Source organism: Steroidobacter flavus, from assembly GCF_042651805.1.
Classification (GTDB): Bacteria; Pseudomonadota; Gammaproteobacteria; order Steroidobacterales; family Steroidobacteraceae; genus Steroidobacter; species Steroidobacter flavus.
Map to the genome: position 1 here is coordinate 283,884 of NZ_JBHSDU010000002.1, position 17,146 is coordinate 301,029.

Annotated in this window: 11 protein-coding genes; 5 read left to right on the forward strand and 6 right to left on the reverse strand. The window is 61.5% G+C overall.

Annotation, left to right across the window (positions count from 1 at the left end):
• Nucleotides 1-2 precede the first annotated feature (2 nt).
• Nucleotides 3-686, reverse strand: a complete 684-nt coding sequence (locus ACFPN2_RS05360) for an RNA polymerase sigma factor (RefSeq protein ID WP_380595595.1) — start codon at nucleotides 684-686, stop codon at nucleotides 3-5.
• Nucleotides 687-868: 182 nt separating this feature from the next.
• Between ACFPN2_RS05360 and ACFPN2_RS05365 the strand changes: the two genes are divergently transcribed.
• Nucleotides 869-3,142, forward strand: coding sequence for a TonB-dependent receptor plug domain-containing protein (locus ACFPN2_RS05365; RefSeq protein ID WP_380595596.1), 2,274 nt, complete (start codon nucleotides 869-871; stop codon nucleotides 3,140-3,142).
• A gap of 3 nt (nucleotides 3,143-3,145) precedes the next feature.
• On the opposite strand, the gene ACFPN2_RS05370 is transcribed toward ACFPN2_RS05365, so the two are convergent.
• Complete coding sequence (locus ACFPN2_RS05370; RefSeq protein WP_380595597.1) at nucleotides 3,146-3,568, reverse strand: EamA family transporter; 423 nt, start codon at nucleotides 3,566-3,568, stop codon at nucleotides 3,146-3,148.
• 145 nt (nucleotides 3,569-3,713) lie between these two features.
• On the opposite strand from ACFPN2_RS05370, the gene ACFPN2_RS05375 reads away from it, so the two are divergent.
• Together ACFPN2_RS05375 and ACFPN2_RS05380 are read left to right on the forward strand one after the other, a co-directional pair.
• On the forward strand, nucleotides 3,714-5,405 hold the full coding sequence (locus ACFPN2_RS05375) for a phospholipid carrier-dependent glycosyltransferase (protein ID WP_380595598.1): 1,692 nt from the start codon (nucleotides 3,714-3,716) through the stop codon (nucleotides 5,403-5,405).
• 90 nt (nucleotides 5,406-5,495) lie between these two features.
• A complete protein-coding gene (locus ACFPN2_RS05380) occupies nucleotides 5,496-6,344 on the forward strand; it encodes a formylglycine-generating enzyme family protein (protein ID WP_380595599.1) in 849 nt (282 codons plus the stop codon).
• Here the strand turns inward: ACFPN2_RS05380 and ACFPN2_RS05385 are convergent.
• The 3 genes from ACFPN2_RS05385 to ACFPN2_RS05395 are packed head-to-tail and all read right to left on the reverse strand — an operon-like array spanning nucleotide 6,341 to nucleotide 11,813.
• Entirely contained in the window at nucleotides 6,341-9,415 is a 3,075-nt protein-coding gene (locus ACFPN2_RS05385) for an efflux RND transporter permease subunit (protein WP_380595600.1), read from the reverse strand. The two genes, ACFPN2_RS05380 and ACFPN2_RS05385, sit on opposite strands and share 4 nt — an antisense overlap.
• Nucleotides 9,412-10,518, reverse strand: coding sequence for an efflux RND transporter periplasmic adaptor subunit (locus ACFPN2_RS05390; protein ID WP_380595615.1), 1,107 nt, complete (start codon nucleotides 10,516-10,518; stop codon nucleotides 9,412-9,414). The genes ACFPN2_RS05385 and ACFPN2_RS05390 overlap by 4 nt, the downstream gene beginning before the upstream one ends.
• A complete protein-coding gene (locus ACFPN2_RS05395) occupies nucleotides 10,518-11,813 on the reverse strand; it encodes a TolC family outer membrane protein (RefSeq protein WP_380595601.1) in 1,296 nt (431 codons plus the stop codon). The genes ACFPN2_RS05390 and ACFPN2_RS05395 overlap by 1 nt, the downstream gene beginning before the upstream one ends.
• Before the next feature lie 379 nt (nucleotides 11,814-12,192).
• On the opposite strand from ACFPN2_RS05395, the gene ACFPN2_RS05400 reads away from it, so the two are divergent.
• Nucleotides 12,193-14,763 (forward strand): TonB-dependent receptor, encoded by a 2,571-nt coding sequence (locus ACFPN2_RS05400; RefSeq protein WP_380595602.1) that lies wholly within the window; start codon nucleotides 12,193-12,195, stop codon nucleotides 14,761-14,763.
• A gap of 20 nt (nucleotides 14,764-14,783) precedes the next feature.
• Nucleotides 14,784-15,911 (forward strand): CehA/McbA family metallohydrolase, encoded by a 1,128-nt coding sequence (locus ACFPN2_RS05405; RefSeq protein WP_380595603.1) that lies wholly within the window; start codon nucleotides 14,784-14,786, stop codon nucleotides 15,909-15,911.
• Here ACFPN2_RS05405 and ACFPN2_RS05410 read toward each other — a convergent pair.
• Entirely contained in the window at nucleotides 15,895-16,545 is a 651-nt protein-coding gene (locus ACFPN2_RS05410) for a sulfotransferase family protein (RefSeq protein ID WP_380595604.1), read from the reverse strand. The two genes, ACFPN2_RS05405 and ACFPN2_RS05410, sit on opposite strands and share 17 nt — an antisense overlap.
• Nucleotides 16,546-17,146 lie beyond the last annotated feature (601 nt).

Below are 17,146 nucleotides of genomic sequence, written 5' to 3' on the forward strand. Positions count from 1 at the left end.
TCTCATTGCATGCCCGCGAGAATGTCGTCTGCGGTCGAGCCGAATACAGTCTCGACAGCCTGGCGGAAGGCGACGCGAGCGCGTGCCAGCAGCGACTGGGCCGCGCCATGGCCGAGGCCGAGACGTGCGCCGATTTCCTCGACGCTGTGACCATCGATGTATTTCCACTCCAGCACGTCGCCATAGCGGGCCGGCAAGTGATCGAGGATATTGCGGACCAGATGACGCCTTTCCTCGGCGCTATACACATGGTGCGGATCGGATTCCGCCGCTCCCTCCATGTCCTCAAGCGAATCGCGAATCTCGGGGTTGTCCTCGATCAGCACGATGTTGTTACGGAAGCGACTGTTGACCTTCACGTAATCGACGATCTGACGTCTGCAGATCTGGCACAGCCAGGTGAACAGCGTGGCGTCGAAACGAAAGCCGGGCAGGGCCCTCAGGGCTTTGACGAGCGTCGACTGCACGACTTCGCGCGCGGCATCGTGGTCGCGATTCAGGCGAGGCAGCGCAAAGCGATACACGCGTGCAAAGTAGGTATTGAAGAATTCGTTGAAAGCACGCTGATCGCCCCGTAGCACGTCGGCCACGAGTGCCTTGTCCTGCGACGGGCACGCGCCAAAGCGACCGGATTGAGCAACTGCGTCAGACATCGTGCCGTAGGACGACACGAAGCGCCGAATCATACGGCGCCCGGCGCAGTCACTGTGAAAGCCCCACCATTGGCGTTAGACGCCGCCGCCGTGAGAATCAATCGGGCCCCATCGAAATCGGCCGCTAATGAGCAAAACGATTTTTTTACGACATGCCGCATGCTATTAGCTCCGGGTGTCGTCTCACACCAATACCACCAGGGAATCGATCAAGCATGAGTTCATGGCCAGGCGCGCCGTGGTTGACGTTGTGGGGCGTGGCGGGTCTGCTGATTGGCGACGGGGCATTCGCGGAGTACCGCGGGCGTCCGGTGACGCAGGTCCTGGACGAATTGCGAGGCGAGGGGCTGACCTTCATCTATAGCTCGCAACTCGTGCCACGAAATCTACGCGTCGAGCAGGAGCCTGCGGCAAGCAGCGGAGTCGAGCTGGCCCGCGAAATCCTGAGCCCGCACGGATTGAGTCTGTCCGCCGTGGTTCAACGGGTGTACGCGGTGGTCGCCGATCCATCAGTGGCCAAGCCTGCAGTGAAGCAGGAAAGTCCGGCACGCTCCAGGCCTGAAGAAGTGGTCGTGCAGACCAGCCGTTACACGCTGACCGCGCCCGACGTGGCCGCCCACATCTTCCTGACTCAGGAGGAGCTGAAGAACATCCCCAGGCTGGCGGATGAGACGTTGCGGTCCATCGACCGCTTGCCAGGATCGGCCAGCAACGGTTTCTCCAGCCTCGCTTCAGTACGCGGTGGCACGCCCGGTGAGACTGCGATCATTCTGAATGGCCTGCGCTTGTACGAGCCGTTTCATCTGAAGAATTTCCTGAGCCCGGTCAGTGTGCTCGACTCGCGCGTGATCGCCGGCATGGAGTTCTACTCGGGCGGCTTTCCGGCGATCTATGGCGATCGCATGAGTGCCATCGTGGACGCGAGCACGATTCAACCGAGCCAGCCGCGCTACTACGAGTTGGGTCTCAACGTATTTCACACCAGCGCACTCGCGGCCCTTCAGTTCGATGACGAACGAGGACGGCTGCTGGTATCGGCTCGGCGTAGCAATGTTGGCGATCTCGCGCAGTACGCCGACAACGATTTCGGCAAGCCAGACTATGGCGACGGATTTGCCCGCTTGGAGTATCGGCTCAGCGGCGCTACACGCGTGGCCTTCAACACATTGCTATCTGACGATGGCGTCAGGGCGACCAATGCCGCGAAGACTCAATCGGCCAGCGCGGAATACAACAACGTGTACGCGTGGGGCACGCTGGACCATGACTGGTCGGACGCGGCCAGCAGTCGACTGATCGCCTCGTACACCGATCTGTCCAATGAGCGTGAAGCGAGCGTCGAGGAGTTGGGCCGTCGTGCCGGTGGCGTCATCGATGAACGTGACTTTCGTATTCTAGGCTTGCGACTCGAGAATCAGGTGACAGGCGCAACCCTCGATCATCGTTTCGGGATCGAGGGGCGCTATCTCACCGGACGTTACGACTATCGCAGCCAGATGCGCTTCGAGCCCGACTATCCGTTTCCGGGATCGCCCGCCAGGGAATTGCAGCGAGTGTTATCGCCGGCGCCCCACGGTTATGAAACATCGGCCTACTGGGATGTGCGTGCGATGCTCAGCCGACGTTGGATGCTGCAAGCGGGAATGCGCGTCGATAACCAGACCTACGATGGCTCGGATGACGGTGAGCAATGGAGTCCGCGCCTGAGTGTCATGTACACGCTCGGCGCACGCACGCGCGTTCGAGCAAGCTGGGGACGTTTCTTTCAGTCACAGGGCGTCAACGAGCTGCAGGTCGAGGATGGCATCGAGCGCTTCTATCCGGTACAGCGTGCGGATCATGCCATTGTCGGCCTGGATCATTCATTCGACGCTGGCGTCGATCTGCGGCTGGAGCTGTACCGAAAATACTATCGAGACATTCATCCGCGCTTCGAGAATCTGTTCGATCCGCTCGTGCTGTTTCCCGAAGCCGAGTTCGATCGGGTCCTGATCGATGCGCGCAGCGCGCGTGCTCGTGGCGTCGAGTTGCTGGTGCGGCTGCGTCCGCATGGATCCTGGAGCGGTTGGTTCAGTTACGCCTGGTCACGTGCCGAGGACCGGGTCGCAGGTACCGACGTGCTACGTAGCTGGGATCAAACGCATGCCATCAACATCGGCATCTCGTGGTCGCGAGGCCCATGGAGTGCGACGGTCGCGAACAGCTACCACACAGGGTGGCCGACGACGGCGTTGGCGGACAGCTCCGCTCGCAATAGCGAGCGCTTCGATTTCTACAACACCCTGGATGCGCGTTTGACGCGGACGTTTGCGCTGAGTCGCGGTGCCCTGGATGTCTTCGTCGAAGTCACCAATGCCCTGTCCAGGAATAATCCCTGCTGCGTGCAGTATGAGGTTCGTCGCGATGCGGACGGCTCGCTGCGCTATTCGCAGGCGATGGATTCGTGGCTGCCGACCGTCCCCTCGCTCGGGGTGCTGTGGCGCTACTGAGAGCTAGCGCTTGATCGCAAGTAACAACACGCCCGCGCCGACCAGTGAGATGCCGGCCCAATCCTTGAGCGCCGGGCGCTCTCCCAGAAATACGACGGCAAAGATCGCGACCAGGATCACACTGAGCTTGTCGATGGGCGCGACTTTGGATGCCTCGCCCAACTGCAGGGCGCGGAAGTAGCAGACCCACGAAGCGCCGGTGGCCAATGCCGACAGCACCAGAAAGGTCCAGTTGCGCGCGGAAAAGGTGAGTGGATTGACCCACTGACCGCTATATCGAACGAACGCCGCCAGCAGCAGCGCAATGATGACGGCGCGGATCATCGTTGCGATGTCCGAGTTGATCCCTTCCAGACCGACTTTCGCAAAGATTGCGGTGAGTGCCGCGAACACCGCGGACGACAAGGCCCAGTGCAGCCAACTCATTTGTAACCCCATCTGAAATCTCCTCGAGCGCCGCGCGGCGTGGCGAATCGCGATTGTTGCAGCTTGCTGACGTAAGTGCGACTGCCGACTGATCTCGAAGGTCGTGTCGTCTAACGCGCCGATGCCCGCCGTTGAGGAAGTCATTGTGAAGCGAGCGCCCGAATCGGTTGCCGTCGTTGCGCCTCGCCCCCTGGATTTGCTGATCCAGCGTTGGCTTGCACCGGCGTTGATTGCGTTCGGAGTGGTGCTGTGGTTTGCGACTGCCAACTATCGGACGCTCACGGAGCCCGATGAAGGACGCTACGCGGAGATCCCGCGCGAGATGGTGGCGAGCGGCGATTGGATCACACCGCATCTCAATGCGATGCCGTACCTCGAGAAGCCGCCGCTGCAGTATTGGGCGACGGCATTGGCCTATCGGGTCTTTGGGTTCGATCCCTGGGTGAGTCGGCTGTGGTCGCAAACGCTCGGGCTGCTCGGCATCGTCGTGACCTATCTGCTCGGGCGCACGTTGTGGGATCGGCGCGCCGGAATGCTGGCAGCGTTGATTCTGGCGAGTTGTCCGCTGTACTTCGTCGTCGCGCACATCAATACGCTGGACATCGGCCTGGCATTCTTCCTCAACGCGGCGCTGGCCTGTTTCATCGTCGCGCAACGAGCTGCCGAACGATCGCCAGCCGAGCGTCGATGGATGTGGCTGTGCTGGTTGGCGCTTGCGGCCGGCTTCCTGCAGAAGGGGCTGGTCGCGCTGGTGTTGCCTGGACTGACCCTCTGCATCTATTCGTTGATCTACAAAGATGTGTCTTTCTGGCGGCGATTGCATCCGCTTGCCGGCGTGCTCATTGTCGCCGCGTTGACGCTGCCTTGGCTCGTCCTGGTCTCGGCGCGCAATCCGGAATTCCTCAATTTTTTCTTTCTACATGAGCACCTGGCCCGCTTCACCACTACCACGCATCGGCGAGCCGAGCCCTGGTGGTACTTCCTGGCCATACTGTTTGTCGGCGTCATTCCCTGGCTCGTGACGATGGTTCGAGCGGTCATCGCGAAGGCGTGCACGCCTGCCGGAGGAAAGGTGCTGGCTGCGGAACGTTTGCTGCTGGTCTGGGCAGTCACCGTGGTCGTGTTCTTTTCGTTATCGGGATCGAAACTCGCGCCATACATCGTGCCCGCAATGATGCCGCTCGCGTTGTTGGCGGGGAACTGGTTGCGGACACGCGAAACGCCGGACATCGCGCGGTCCATCATGGTCTCAGCATCGATCTTCTGTACGCTGCTGGCGTGTAGCAGCCTGATCATCGTTGCGCTGATTCCTCCTGGCATCAAACGCACGGCTTACTTGCAGATCGGTGAATGGGGGCAGATGGCTGCAGTGATCGGCATGGCTAGCGTCGTCGGTTGTTTGATCCTCCGACGACAGAATGTTCACGGTGCCATCGGCACGATCGCGGCGGGATTCGTCGCCGCGCTCACGGTCCTGATCTGCGGTAGCAACTCGATCGAGTTGACGCGAGGGCGCCAGGGCCTGGCAGCGGAGGTCGCACCTCATCTCGGTCCGGACACGCCGTTCTACTGCGTCGGCATGTATTGGCAGACGCTGCCGTTTCAGCTGCGAAGAACTTGCACCGCCGTCCAGTATCGCGGGGAGCTCGGACTGCAGTTCGATCCGCAACGTCAGCACTGGATCGAGAACGTCGATGAGTTCGTGCCCCGCTGGAACGAGCAGGTCGAGGCGGTGGCCATCGTCAATCCCAAGGTGTGGGATCAGCTCGTCGCGGCCGACATCCAGGCCAAGGTTGTGGTTCGCGACGCCAAGGTCGTCGTCATGGTTCGGCGATGACTTCGACCTGATGATCATATACCCGCCGCGATCTGGACAACGTGCGGCTCGCCGTGAATAGTGGTCAGAACAACCGCAACAGGGTGATTCATGGCCAAGCGTGACCAGATCGGCGCGTGTTTATTAGTTTTAGGCTGGGCCACGCTGGGCTCGGGCTGCGCGTCGTCGGCGGGCAACAAGGACTGCGCCGAGTGCCCTGAAATGGTAATCGTGCCCTCCGGTAAGTTCGTTATGGGCTCGGACGGCAGCGAGTTCGGTCACAATGCGAATGAAGCGCCGGCTCACGAAGTGACGTTCGCCAAGCCCTTCGCCATCGGCAAATATGAAGTGACCTTTGATGAATGGGACGCTTGTGTAGCCGCCAAAGCCTGCGAGGCTGTGCAGGACGATGGTTGGGGCCGAGGGCGACGCCCCGTGATCTATGTGAACTTCGATATGGCCATGGGCTATGCGAGCTGGTTGTCCAAGAAGACCGGCAAACAGTATCGCGTGCCGAGCGAAGCGGAATGGGAGTATGCGGCGCGCGGCGGTACGACCACGCCCTGGTTCTGGGGCAACGAGCCGACGCAAGCTTGCGAATTCGGCAACGTGGGCGATCAGACCCTGAAGGTCGAACATCCGGATTGGACGCTGCACGATTGCAAGGACGGTTACGCCAAGACCGCGCCCGTCGGCAGCTTCAAGCCGAACGCGTTCGGCATCTACGACACCGTCGGAAATGTGTGGGAGTGGGTGCAGGACTGTTATAACGAAACGTATGAAGGCGCGCCGACGGACGGTCACGCCTGGCTGACGGGAGACTGCACGCGTCGCATCGACCGGGGCGGTGGCTGGTATAACAAGCCCTCAGCGGTGCGTTCGGCACTCCGCTACGCGGGTGACGATTCGAAGCGTCAGAACAACACGCTCGGATTCCGCGTTGTTCGATCGCTGCCTTAAGCGATCGCTTCGTTGGAGTAGTCGAGCTCGCGCACGGTCGATTTGTTACGTCGGTCGAAGGTGACGTACAAGACCGGCGTGATGAAGAGCGTGATCAGCTGCGACATCAACAGGCCGCCGACCACGACGACGCCGAGAGGTTGACGAATCTCGGCGCCGGCGCCGATGCCGAGCGCCATCGGCACGGCTCCCATGAGTGCGCACAGCGTCGTCATCATGATGGGACGAAAGCGTAGCAAGCAGGCCTGACGAATGGCCTGCGCGGCCCCCATCGAGTGGTTTCGTCGCAGCTCGATGGCGAAGTCGATCATCATGATGGCGTTCTTCTTCACGATGCCGATCAGCAACAGCACGCCGATCATCGCGGTCACCGTGAGCTCCATGCCGACCAGGCGCAAGCAGAGCAGGGCGCCGAGTGCGGCGGAGGGGATGCCGAGCAGGATGGTCGCTGGATGGATCCAGCTTTCATACAGCATGCCGAGCACCACGTAGACGACGCCCACAGCGATCAGGATCAGCCACAGATTTGTATGCTGGGACTGGACGAACAACGCAGCTTGTCCGCCGAACTTGCCGAAGATCGTGGTGGGCATGTCGATGGCCTCGCGACCTTGCTCGATCGCAACGGAGGCATCGGACAGGGACTTGCCGGGCGCGAGCTCGAAGGAGAACGTGATCGCGGGCAGCTGTGATTCGTGCTCGACAGCCAGCACGCCGCGTTCGCGGACCATGCGGGCAAACGAGCTCAACGGCACCAGCCCGCCGGTGCTGTTGCGAACGTACAGCCGCGACAGGTCGGTTTCATCGCGCCGACGTTCGGGCGCGACTTCGAGGATGACCTGATACGTGTCGGCGGGCGCATAGATCGACGACACCTGTCGCGTGCCGAATGCGGAGTAGAGCGTGCTACGAATGTTGCTCATATCGACCCCGAGCTGCGCGGCACGCTGATAGTCGATATCGAGAGTGATCTGCAAGCCTTCGCGCTCCAGATCGTTCTGCACCTCCGCGAACACAGGCGACTTGCGCAGCTCCTCCAGCAGGGCATCGCCCCAGCGGTTCAGCTCATCGCTGCCGACGGATTGCAGGATGTATTGGTTGGCGCTCGCCGAGCTGCCCGAGCCGATCTTCAGGTTTTGCACCGGGCTGAAGGTGACGCGCACGCCGGGCATGAAGTTCGAGTGTGCGCGCAAGCTCTGCAGGACCTCCGGCATGGCGGGACGCTGACTGCGATCCTTCAGGCCGATGGTGAGGCGCGTGGTATCGTGATCGACCTTCGATGCCAACGTCGCGATTGCGGGCTCCTTCTGCAGCACTTGTTGTAGCTGACGAACGATGGCGAGCCGGCCTTCGTACGACATGTCCTGGGACGTGACCACTTTGGTTTCAATCTGCCCCGTGTCTTCCTGCGGGAAGAATCCCTTCGGCGCGATCACATACAGCCAGACCGTCAGTGCAATGGTGGCGGCGCCGAGGGCGAGTACGAATCCCCGGCGAGCGAGTGCTACGTCGAGCAGTCTGCCGTAAGCATTCGTGGTCGCCTGGATCATTCGCTCCGTGTGTCGCGCCCATCGCGGCTCGTGCTGGTTCTTTCGATGTTTCAGCAGGGTCGGCACGAGCACTGGAATGAGGGTTAGCGCCACTGCGGCAGAGACCAGGATCGACAACGAGACCACGATGGCGAACTCGTGAAACAGCGCGCCCACGGTACCCGGCAGAAAGAAAATGGGAATGAACGCGGCGACCAGCGACAACGAGATCGAGAGCACCGTGAAGCCGACCTCGCCGGCACCGCGCAGCGTCGCCTCTCTCACCGGCATGCCTTCTTCGATGTGCCGCATGATGTTCTCCAGCACCACGATGGCATCGTCGACCACGAGGCCGACGGCGATGGTCAGTCCCATCAACGAAATGCTGTTCAGGCTCAGATCCAGCAGATGCATCAACCCGAACGTGCCGAGCAACGAGATCGGCAGACTGAGGGCGGGAATCAAGGTCGCGCGGCCATGGCGCAGGAACAACAAAATCACCAGCACCACCAGGACGACCGTCAGCAGCATCGTGAGGTAGACGTCGTGAATCGCTTCCCGAATGGACAGCGAGCGGTCGTTCAACTCGACGATCTTGATGGAGGCGGGCAGTTGCTGCTTCAGTCGAGGCAGCAGTTCGCGAATCGCCTGGACAGTGGCGACGGTGTTGGCTTCCGGCAGGCGGTTGACTTCGACCAGCACCGCATCCTCGCCGTTTACGTCGCTGGTGCTTTGAGTGTTCTCGATGCTGTCGCGGACCTTGGCCACATCGCTGAGGCGGATGATCTGACCGTCGCGTGTGGCAACCACTACTTGAGCGAAGTCATCGGCGGTTTTGAGCTGGTTGGGCATCTGCAGGGACAGCATTTGCCGTGAGTTATCCAGCTGACCCAGCGGCGTGTTCGAGTTCGCCGACTGCAACGCTGCGCTGACTTCATCCAGCGTGAGATTCAGTGCGGTCAAGCGCTCCGGATCGATTTCGGCGCGCACCGCGAATCGTTTGTGACCCTTGATATTCACCTGAGCCACGCCGCTCACCGCGGACATTGCCGGAACGACCAGGTTGTCGATATAGGCGTTCAGTTGGCCCAGCGTCAGGGTGGGCGAGCTCAGAGCCAAGGTGAGGATCGGGGCGTCGCCCGGATTCACACGCGAATAGCTCGGGGGCGTTTTCATCTCGGGCGGCAGCTGACGAGTTGCATTGGACAACGCCGCTTGTACTTCAGTGGCCGCCGAATCGATGCTGCGCGAGGCGTCGAATTCGAGCTGGATCTTGGTCTCGCCCTGAATGTTCGTGGAGGAGGTGCGCACCAGACCTGCGATCGCCGAGAACTGTTTTTCCAGAGGCGTCGCGATCGAGCTCGCCATGGTTTCGGGACTCGCTCCGGACAGCACCGCCTTCACTTGAATGTTCGGCGTCTCATATTTGGGCAGCGCTGCGATCGGCAGTTGCGTCCAGCTGGCAAGGCCTGCGACGACTACCGAGAGCCACAGCAATGAGGTTGCGACCGGGCGGCGCAGGCACAAACGAGAGAGATTCATGAGCGCACCTGAACTTTCATGCCGGCGCGCAGATTGCGGTTGCCTTCGATCACCACGCGCGGCGTGCCGGACAGCCCTTCGACGACGGCTTGTTCATCCTGAATTCGTAACAGCGTGACGGGCTGCGCGTTCACTTCGTTGGCGTCGTTCAGCACGTAGACGAAATGACCCGTGGGGCCTTCGATCAGCGCTTGCGGCGGCAGCACGGTAGCGTTGCGGTCGAGGCCGGCCTGTAAGTCCACGCGAACGAACGCACCTGGCCACAACGTGCCCGAGGCATTCGGAAAGCTCGCTTTGAGGTTGATGGTGCCGGTATTGCGATTGACGGTGTTGTCGATGAACGTGAGCTGTCCCTCGACCTGCCGACCGTCGGGAGTATTCAACTGGATGTGCAGGGCTTGTTCGCTGCGTCCCTTGAGAATCGAGGTGAGCTGCGATTCCGGCAGACTGAACTCCACGCCGATCGGATCGAACTGCAGCAGTGTGACGAGCGGCACCGAGCCGCCGACTTCGGCGAGGCTACCCGGATGAACATCGACAGCGCCAGCGCGTGCGGCGATCGGCGAGAGAATGCGCGTATGACCGAGCTGCACTTTGGCGGTTTCAGCTTCGGCGAGCGCCGCTTCATATTGAGCGCGCAAAGATTCCACTTTGCTCGCGCTGGTGTCGGCGGCGCTTGGTGAAATGAACCCGGCTTTCACCAATTCGGTGGAGCGATGATAGTCACGATCGGCATCGTCGAGCTGCGCTTTGATCTGCGCTGCCTGCGCTTGCGTGCGACTGAGCTGGGCTTTCGCTTCCGACTGATCGATCTCGAACAGTAGTTGCCCGGCGTGGATGTCCTCACCTTCGCGGAAGTGCACGCTTCGAATGATTCCCGTGATCTGCGGGCGCACGTCGACCCGATTCAGAGCAACTAAATGTCCCTGACCTTGTATTTGCACCGGCAGATCGAGCGTCTGCGCCGTACCGACGCGGACTGCCGGCAACAGTTTGGGCGCATCGCTCTTGGCGTCAGCTTGATTGCCTTGTTGAGTGACCAGTACCGCGCCAATGACGACGAGCGCGGCTGCGCCCCAAAACCAATGTTTCTTGAGCGACATCACGGCAGCATCTCGGCGGGAGCGGTGGACGGAGGAGAATCGAGCCAGGTATTGACCACGGCCAGCTGCTGCTCGGTGAGCTCGCCGAGCGATGCGGCGAGTTGCAGGCGGCTGAACAGATATTGATAGCGGGCCGAGGTGCGGTCGTAGAGCGTCTGGTAGTACGCCTGCTCGGCGTTGAGCACGTCGAGCGTGGTACGCACGCCGACATCGCGTCCGGTCTTGCTCGATTGCAGCGCTGACGCACCTGATATGCGTGCTTGATCCAGAGCGCGCAGTCGGGCGGCGCCGCTGACGACGTCGAGATAGAACTGCTGGGTCTGCAGTCTCACATCGCGTCGCAGAGCTTCGAGGACGTTGGCACTGGCGTTGGCGCTCGCTTTCGCCTGACGCAACCGGGATTGTCGAGCGCCGCCACTAAACAAAGGGACGGTGACTTGAACGCCGACGACGCCCGTGTCGGTGCGGTCGCGCCAGCCTGAAGAAGAGATGTTGCCGTCTTCGATGTCGTGACCATAACTGGCGACGAGGGCGACGACGGGGGAGTGCGACAGGCGATAGCGATCGATCTCGGCTTTCGCGATGTCCAGGCCCAGCTGCTCGGACCGCAGCGTCAGGTTGTTGCGCTCGGATTGTTCCAAGAGGGTGGCGAGCGTGTCGCGGGGCGGATCGATCGGCGGCGTCGTATCGCCGAGCGTTCGCAGCTGCCCCGGATCGAGGCCGGTCAAGTGAGTGTAGGCCGCTGCTTTGACCTGCAGGTCGCTGCGTGCCGCGATCTCGGCGGCGATGATCGTGTCGTAGCGGGCCTGCGCTTCATCCGTGTCGGTGATCGTCGAAAGGCCGAGCGCGAACGTCTTCTTCGCCTGGGCGAGCTGCTGACTGATCGCGTCCTTCTGAGCGCGCACCAGGGTCAGATTGTTCTGCGCGAGTAGCACATCGAAGCAGGCTTGCGTCGTGCGCAGGATCAGGTCCTGCTCGGCGACACGGAACGCGATTCGCGCTCTATCGGCTCCTTTGAGCAGCTGTGCCCGGTCGGCGAAGGCATTGGCGTTATAGATGGGCTGCGACAGCGACACCGACCATCCGGTGATGCGGCCCGAAGTGCGCTCGCTGGCTTTCTCGTCGGGATTGCCGGAGCGGTAGTTCTCTTCGCGATGCTCGCCGGAGCCGACGAGGTCGAGTTGGGGCAAGACGGTCGCCATCGCCTGATTCGCTTGTTCGATGCCTGCTGTAAGTGTGTCCTGGGCGGCCGCGAAGTTGGCGTCGTATTCCCGCGCTGCTTGCCATGACGTCATCAGATCGTCGCCGCGAACAGCGGCGCTTAGTGCGAGCAAGCCAAGCAGAAGAAGAGACGAGGATCGGGACATGAGCGGCGCAGTGCTGTCGACGGAAGTCGGCAGTGTGCCGACTGGCGCCTGACATCCCGCCAGCGGATTTCGTCAGGTCGGTGTCAGGTAGCAGCAGGTCAGCGTTGCGTACTCGGCAAGTGCATCGTGACACTGCGAAGAATCGCCGCTCAGTTCATGCTCGACGACGGCATCGATGAACGCGATTGCGATTGTTTGTGAACCCTTTGTGACATAGGTAGGGGTGCGGCCCCTCGTGACATTTCACACGGTAGCCGCGACTCGTGCGAGTCGCCTGTCGTCAGCAACGATGTGGGGCACAACATCGATGTCAGCAATTTCTCGCGCCGTGCGCGTCGCCATGCGGTTACGGGTCGGTACAGCATTGCTGTGCACTTTGTTGAGTGGAGCAGCGCTCGCCGCGCCTGAACTCGGCGACGAGATGCGCCAATTCGACATTGCCGCAGGCGATCTGGTCGATGCACTGGATTCGCTGGCGTCGCAGTCGGGCTTGCAAATTATGTACGACGGCTCGACTTCGGGCCGCGAGATCAAAGTGGCCGCGGTCAATGGCGAGTTGACGACCAACGATGCGCTCGCGAGATTGCTGGTCGATACGGGTTTGGAAGTCGCGCGCGTCAACGCGAGGACGGTGGTGTTGCGCCAGGCGCCGCAGAGGAGAACGACTTCCACCATGGCAGTGGCGAGCGTCGCGCCGCGCGCCGCTATGAGCGAAGAGTCTGCGCCGGTGGAAGAAGTGACGGTGACGGCACGCAAGCGTGAAGAGCGATTGCAGGATGTGCCGGCATCCATCGCCGCCGCGACGGGCGAGACGATCGCGCAGCTCAACATCGTCAACGTCACCGAAATGGATGCGGTCGCGCCGGGCCTGACCTTTGTTTCCAATCCGAGCCGCTTCGGCTCGGGGCCGTCGATCGCTCTGCGAGGTATCAGTACTCAGACGCAAAGCTCGGGAGTGCAAGACTCCGTCGGCATCGTCATCGACGGCGTGCCGATCTCACGCGCCAAGGCCGGTGCATTTCCCGATTTGAGCGACACCTCTCGCGTGGAAATTCTCCGCGGCCCGCAGGGAACGTTGTTCGGTAAGAACGCGTCCGCCGGCGTGATCAGCATCACTACCAAGGACCCGACCGAGCGGCCGGAAACCGAGCTTGCGGTGGGTTACGGAACTCACAACGAACAAACATTCACCGGCTCGGTGTCCGGCCCGGTGTTGGATGACAAGCTGACGGGACGGCTGGCCGCGTATCGCAAGTCGCGCGACGGCTTCGTCGAGAACGTCTACGACGGCAGCGAGTGGGAGGTCGACGATCAGGTCGGCTTTCGGGGCAAGCTGTTGTTCAAGCCCACGGACGTGGATGCGCTGAAACTCTCGGCCGACTATGTCGAGCAGAAGAACGATGCCGGCACCAATATCATTCGCGCCTTTACGCCAGTGACGCCGCAGTACGTGCGCGACTCGCTCGGGTCCATCGTCGGTCCCGAGAACGACAAGATCAACGCGCACTCGCTCGGCGTCAACCGCCATCAATCCGGCGGCGCCGCTTTGCAATGGGATCGCGACATCGGCGAGCACACGCTGACGGCGTTGGGCGCTTACCGATTTTTTGAGCAGGACTTTCACCAAGGCACGTACGCGTGGTTGACGCCGCTGAACGATGGCGACGTGCGCGGCTTCACCGATCTCGATCAGTACTCGACGGAAGTGCGCCTGGCTTCGCCGAGCAATCAGCGTTTGCAGTATGTCGCGGGCCTGTTCGCGATGACCGACAACATTGAGGTGGGCTTGTGGGATCCGGCGCCCGGCTTGCTCGTCGTCGGTACCACGACGCGGACTGCGCGCAATTACGTCAACGAGGTCGAGACGCTGAACTACGCCGCGTTCGCGGAAGCCAACCTGGAAGTCACCGATCACTTCGGGCTGACCAGCGGCCTGCGTTGGACTCATGAGACTGTGGACGCGACGATCACAGGAAAGCCGACGCCCGACGGCGCTCGTCGCGCCGGCCATCCGCTCGGCACGACCAGCGACTCCGCGACGGCCAGCAAGGTGTCGTGGAAGGTTGGTGGCCAGTGGCGCATCGATGCCGATCGAATGTTTTATGTGTCGGTCGCGACCGGCTTCAAAGGGCCGGGCTTCAATGTGAATTCGACTGTGCTCGGCGACGCGCAGCCGGTGCGCCCGGAGACCTCGACGAGCTACGAAGCCGGCTGGAAATCGCAGTTCTGGGGCCGCCGACTGACGCTCAACCTGAGCGCGTTCCATGCCCGGTTCGAAGACTTTCAAACGCAGGGCGGCCTGGTCCTGCCCGGCAATCCCAACGCTCGCATCATTCTGTTGAATGCCGACGAGGTGCGCACGCAGGGTGTGGAGCTGGAGCTCGCGGCCGCGCTCGGACAAGCGACCGAGCTGCGTTTCAACGGCGCTTACATCGATGCGCAGTTCGAGAATTTTCCAAACGCACCGTGCTATCCCGAACAATCGGTGACGACCAACACCTGCGTCGGCAACGTGCAGGACCTGTCCGGCGCGCGTCTGCCCAATACGCCGGAGTGGAACTTCAACGTGTCCGCCCGACAGGAATTCCCGCTGTTCAACTGGCGCTGGCACGGCTTCGCGACCGTCGATTACAGCTGGCGCAGCGATGTGCAATGGAATGCGCTCGGCAGCCCGAACGGCATCGAGGACGGCTATGGCTTGCTCGGCGCTTCGTTCGGCCTGCGCAGCGACGACTCCCGCATCGTGACCAAGATCTATGGCAAGAACCTGACCGACCAGTTCCACACCAGCGGCATCGTGGTCGACAACCAGGTGACTCATTTCCTGCCGCCGGATTACAGCCGCATCGTCGGCATCGACATGACGCTGAGCTTCTGATTTCCCGAGGGACTGTTTGTATGAAGATTCGTTGGTTGAATGCTGTTGCGACGTTCGCGCTGTTTTCGAGCCTGGTGCCGGCGCATGCCCAGACGCCGAAACTGCAGTGGTATCGCGGTAACACTCACACGCACACATTGAACCAGGACGGGAACGCATCGCCCGATACGGTGGTGCGCTGGTATCGGGAGCATGGCTATCAGTTCGTGGTCATCACGGATCATGAGTATGTCGCGGACGTCGCTCCGTTGAATACGCTGTTCGGCGCGGAGGGGCGCTTTCTGGTGCTGCCAGGTCAGGAAGTGACCCAGGTCCTCGCGGACCCGACTCATCCCGATGGCAAGCGGCAGGCGCATGTGAACGGCATCGGGTTGCCGCACACTGTGATGCCGATCGGGAGCGATGAAGGAGTCAACATCGCGAAGGGCATCACCATGTCCGACACGTATACGAGAAACATCGGCGCACTCCGCCAGGCCGGCGCTCTGCCGCAGGTGAATCATCCCAATCTGCACTGGTCGGTGCGCCCCGACGATCTGGCGAAAATCGCGGGCCCGTTCCTGTTGGAAGTGTGGAATTCATTTCCGATCGCCAACAACGCCGGCGGCACGAACGAAAAAGGCGAGACCTCGCTCTCCACCGAGGAGCTGTGGGACGTGTTGTTGAGTCGCGGTCAGCTGGCCTGGGCCGTGGCCAGCGATGACAGTCACGACTATCTGCACCTGGACGATTTCGACAGCACGCGCCCCGGCAAGGCCTGGATCGTCGTGCACGCGCCGGAGTTGACGCCCGACGCGCTGCTCGAAGCGATGCGTAACGGCGAGTTCTACGCGTCCAACGGCATCTCGCTGGAGGACTATTCCGCCGACCGCCTCGGCGTCGCGCTCAGCATCAAACAGCCCATCAATCCTCGGGGCGGCAAGGACAATCGTCGCTTCACCACTCGTTTCATCGGCAAGAACGGTCGCGTGCTTGCCGAGGTTGCGGGCCTCAAGGCGTCATATACGTTCCGTGGCGATGAAGGCTATGTCCGTGCTGCGATCGTGGATTCCAATGGTTTGCGCGCTCTCACGCAGCCCGTGTTTCTTGATTCTCGCTTGCTGTCGTCGGTGGGTCGACGAGCAGTCCCGGTTACACCCAGCCGCTGACATACAGCTTCTCGAAGCGAGCGCGCATTGTGGACAGGTCTTTGTCCCACACGTCGCGCGCCCAGGTGCGCGGGAATGGCGTCTCCGGGACGGTGACGCCGAGGAATTCGCACAATGGACCCCAGCCCTGTCGTACGTCGAATACCAGCAGCCGATCCGACGAGAAATATTCCTTCACCTCGGCGTTGTGCTTGTGGAAGGTCGCGATGAGCGCATCGTGATCGTCGAAACGTTCGCCGTAAGCGGCGCGATACACTTTCATGAGCAGGTGCCGGAATGGGAATTCCTCGAGCGCCGGCAACAGGCTCGAGCCAAGCATGGCCGTGGTGGAATCAAACCAGGCCTCCGGATCGCGCACCGTCAGGATCACCTTCGCGTCTGGATATTTCTCCGCGAGCTGACGATAGAACAACGTTCCCGCCAGCGCGGCGACCGAACGGTGACCTTCGAACACCCGATCCCAATCGACCTCTCGCCCCTCGAGCGCCGCTTCCCACTGCGCGGTCTGCCAGGGACTGCCGATGCCGACATGGCCCATCGTGTAACACGGCCCGCAGCCGATCTGTTCGAGCGCGTTGCCCAGCGAAGTCGTGCCGGTACGGGCATAGCCGGCGCAGATCACGGATAAAGTCATGAATCTCTCCTTGATGTGGAACGGCACGAGGAATGCTTTCGTCACAATAAAGAAACATCACTGTCACATGCATCGCGCGTGACACCGCGGCGAATCGGCCATCCCTCCGTGGTGTTCAGGTGAGATTCGTTACTGACGCGTGACCGTGTCAAGACTCGATTGTTACCGTCCTCACTTGCTCGCTGCGCATCGCTCGGGTCGAGCGCCGCCGGCGTGTTGAGTCGGCAATGGGGAGGGTCGATTTGTTCTGCGGGGGCTTGCGTGAGATAGCCGGTTGGGTTGTTTGGGTGACGGGTAAGGTTGCGGGTGAGGGTCGATGTGGATGGGGGAGGGTTAGCGGGAGGTTGGGGGTAGTGGTCGTCGGTGCGGGATTATTGGGTTATTCACAGTAGCGTCTTCTTGCGAGACGCTCACCGCGCATTCGCGCGCGTGTCGCCGTGTCTGCGGCTCCGGCACTGTTTCAGCTCAATCGGGAGGAGGCGGAACGTTCAAGATCGCAAATTGGGGAAGGGTAAAGTAATTCTGTTGATCCGATAGCCATTGCAGGTGATGGTGGGCCGTAATCGGATGAGAGCGGTGGTCCAGAGCAGCAGCGATTTAG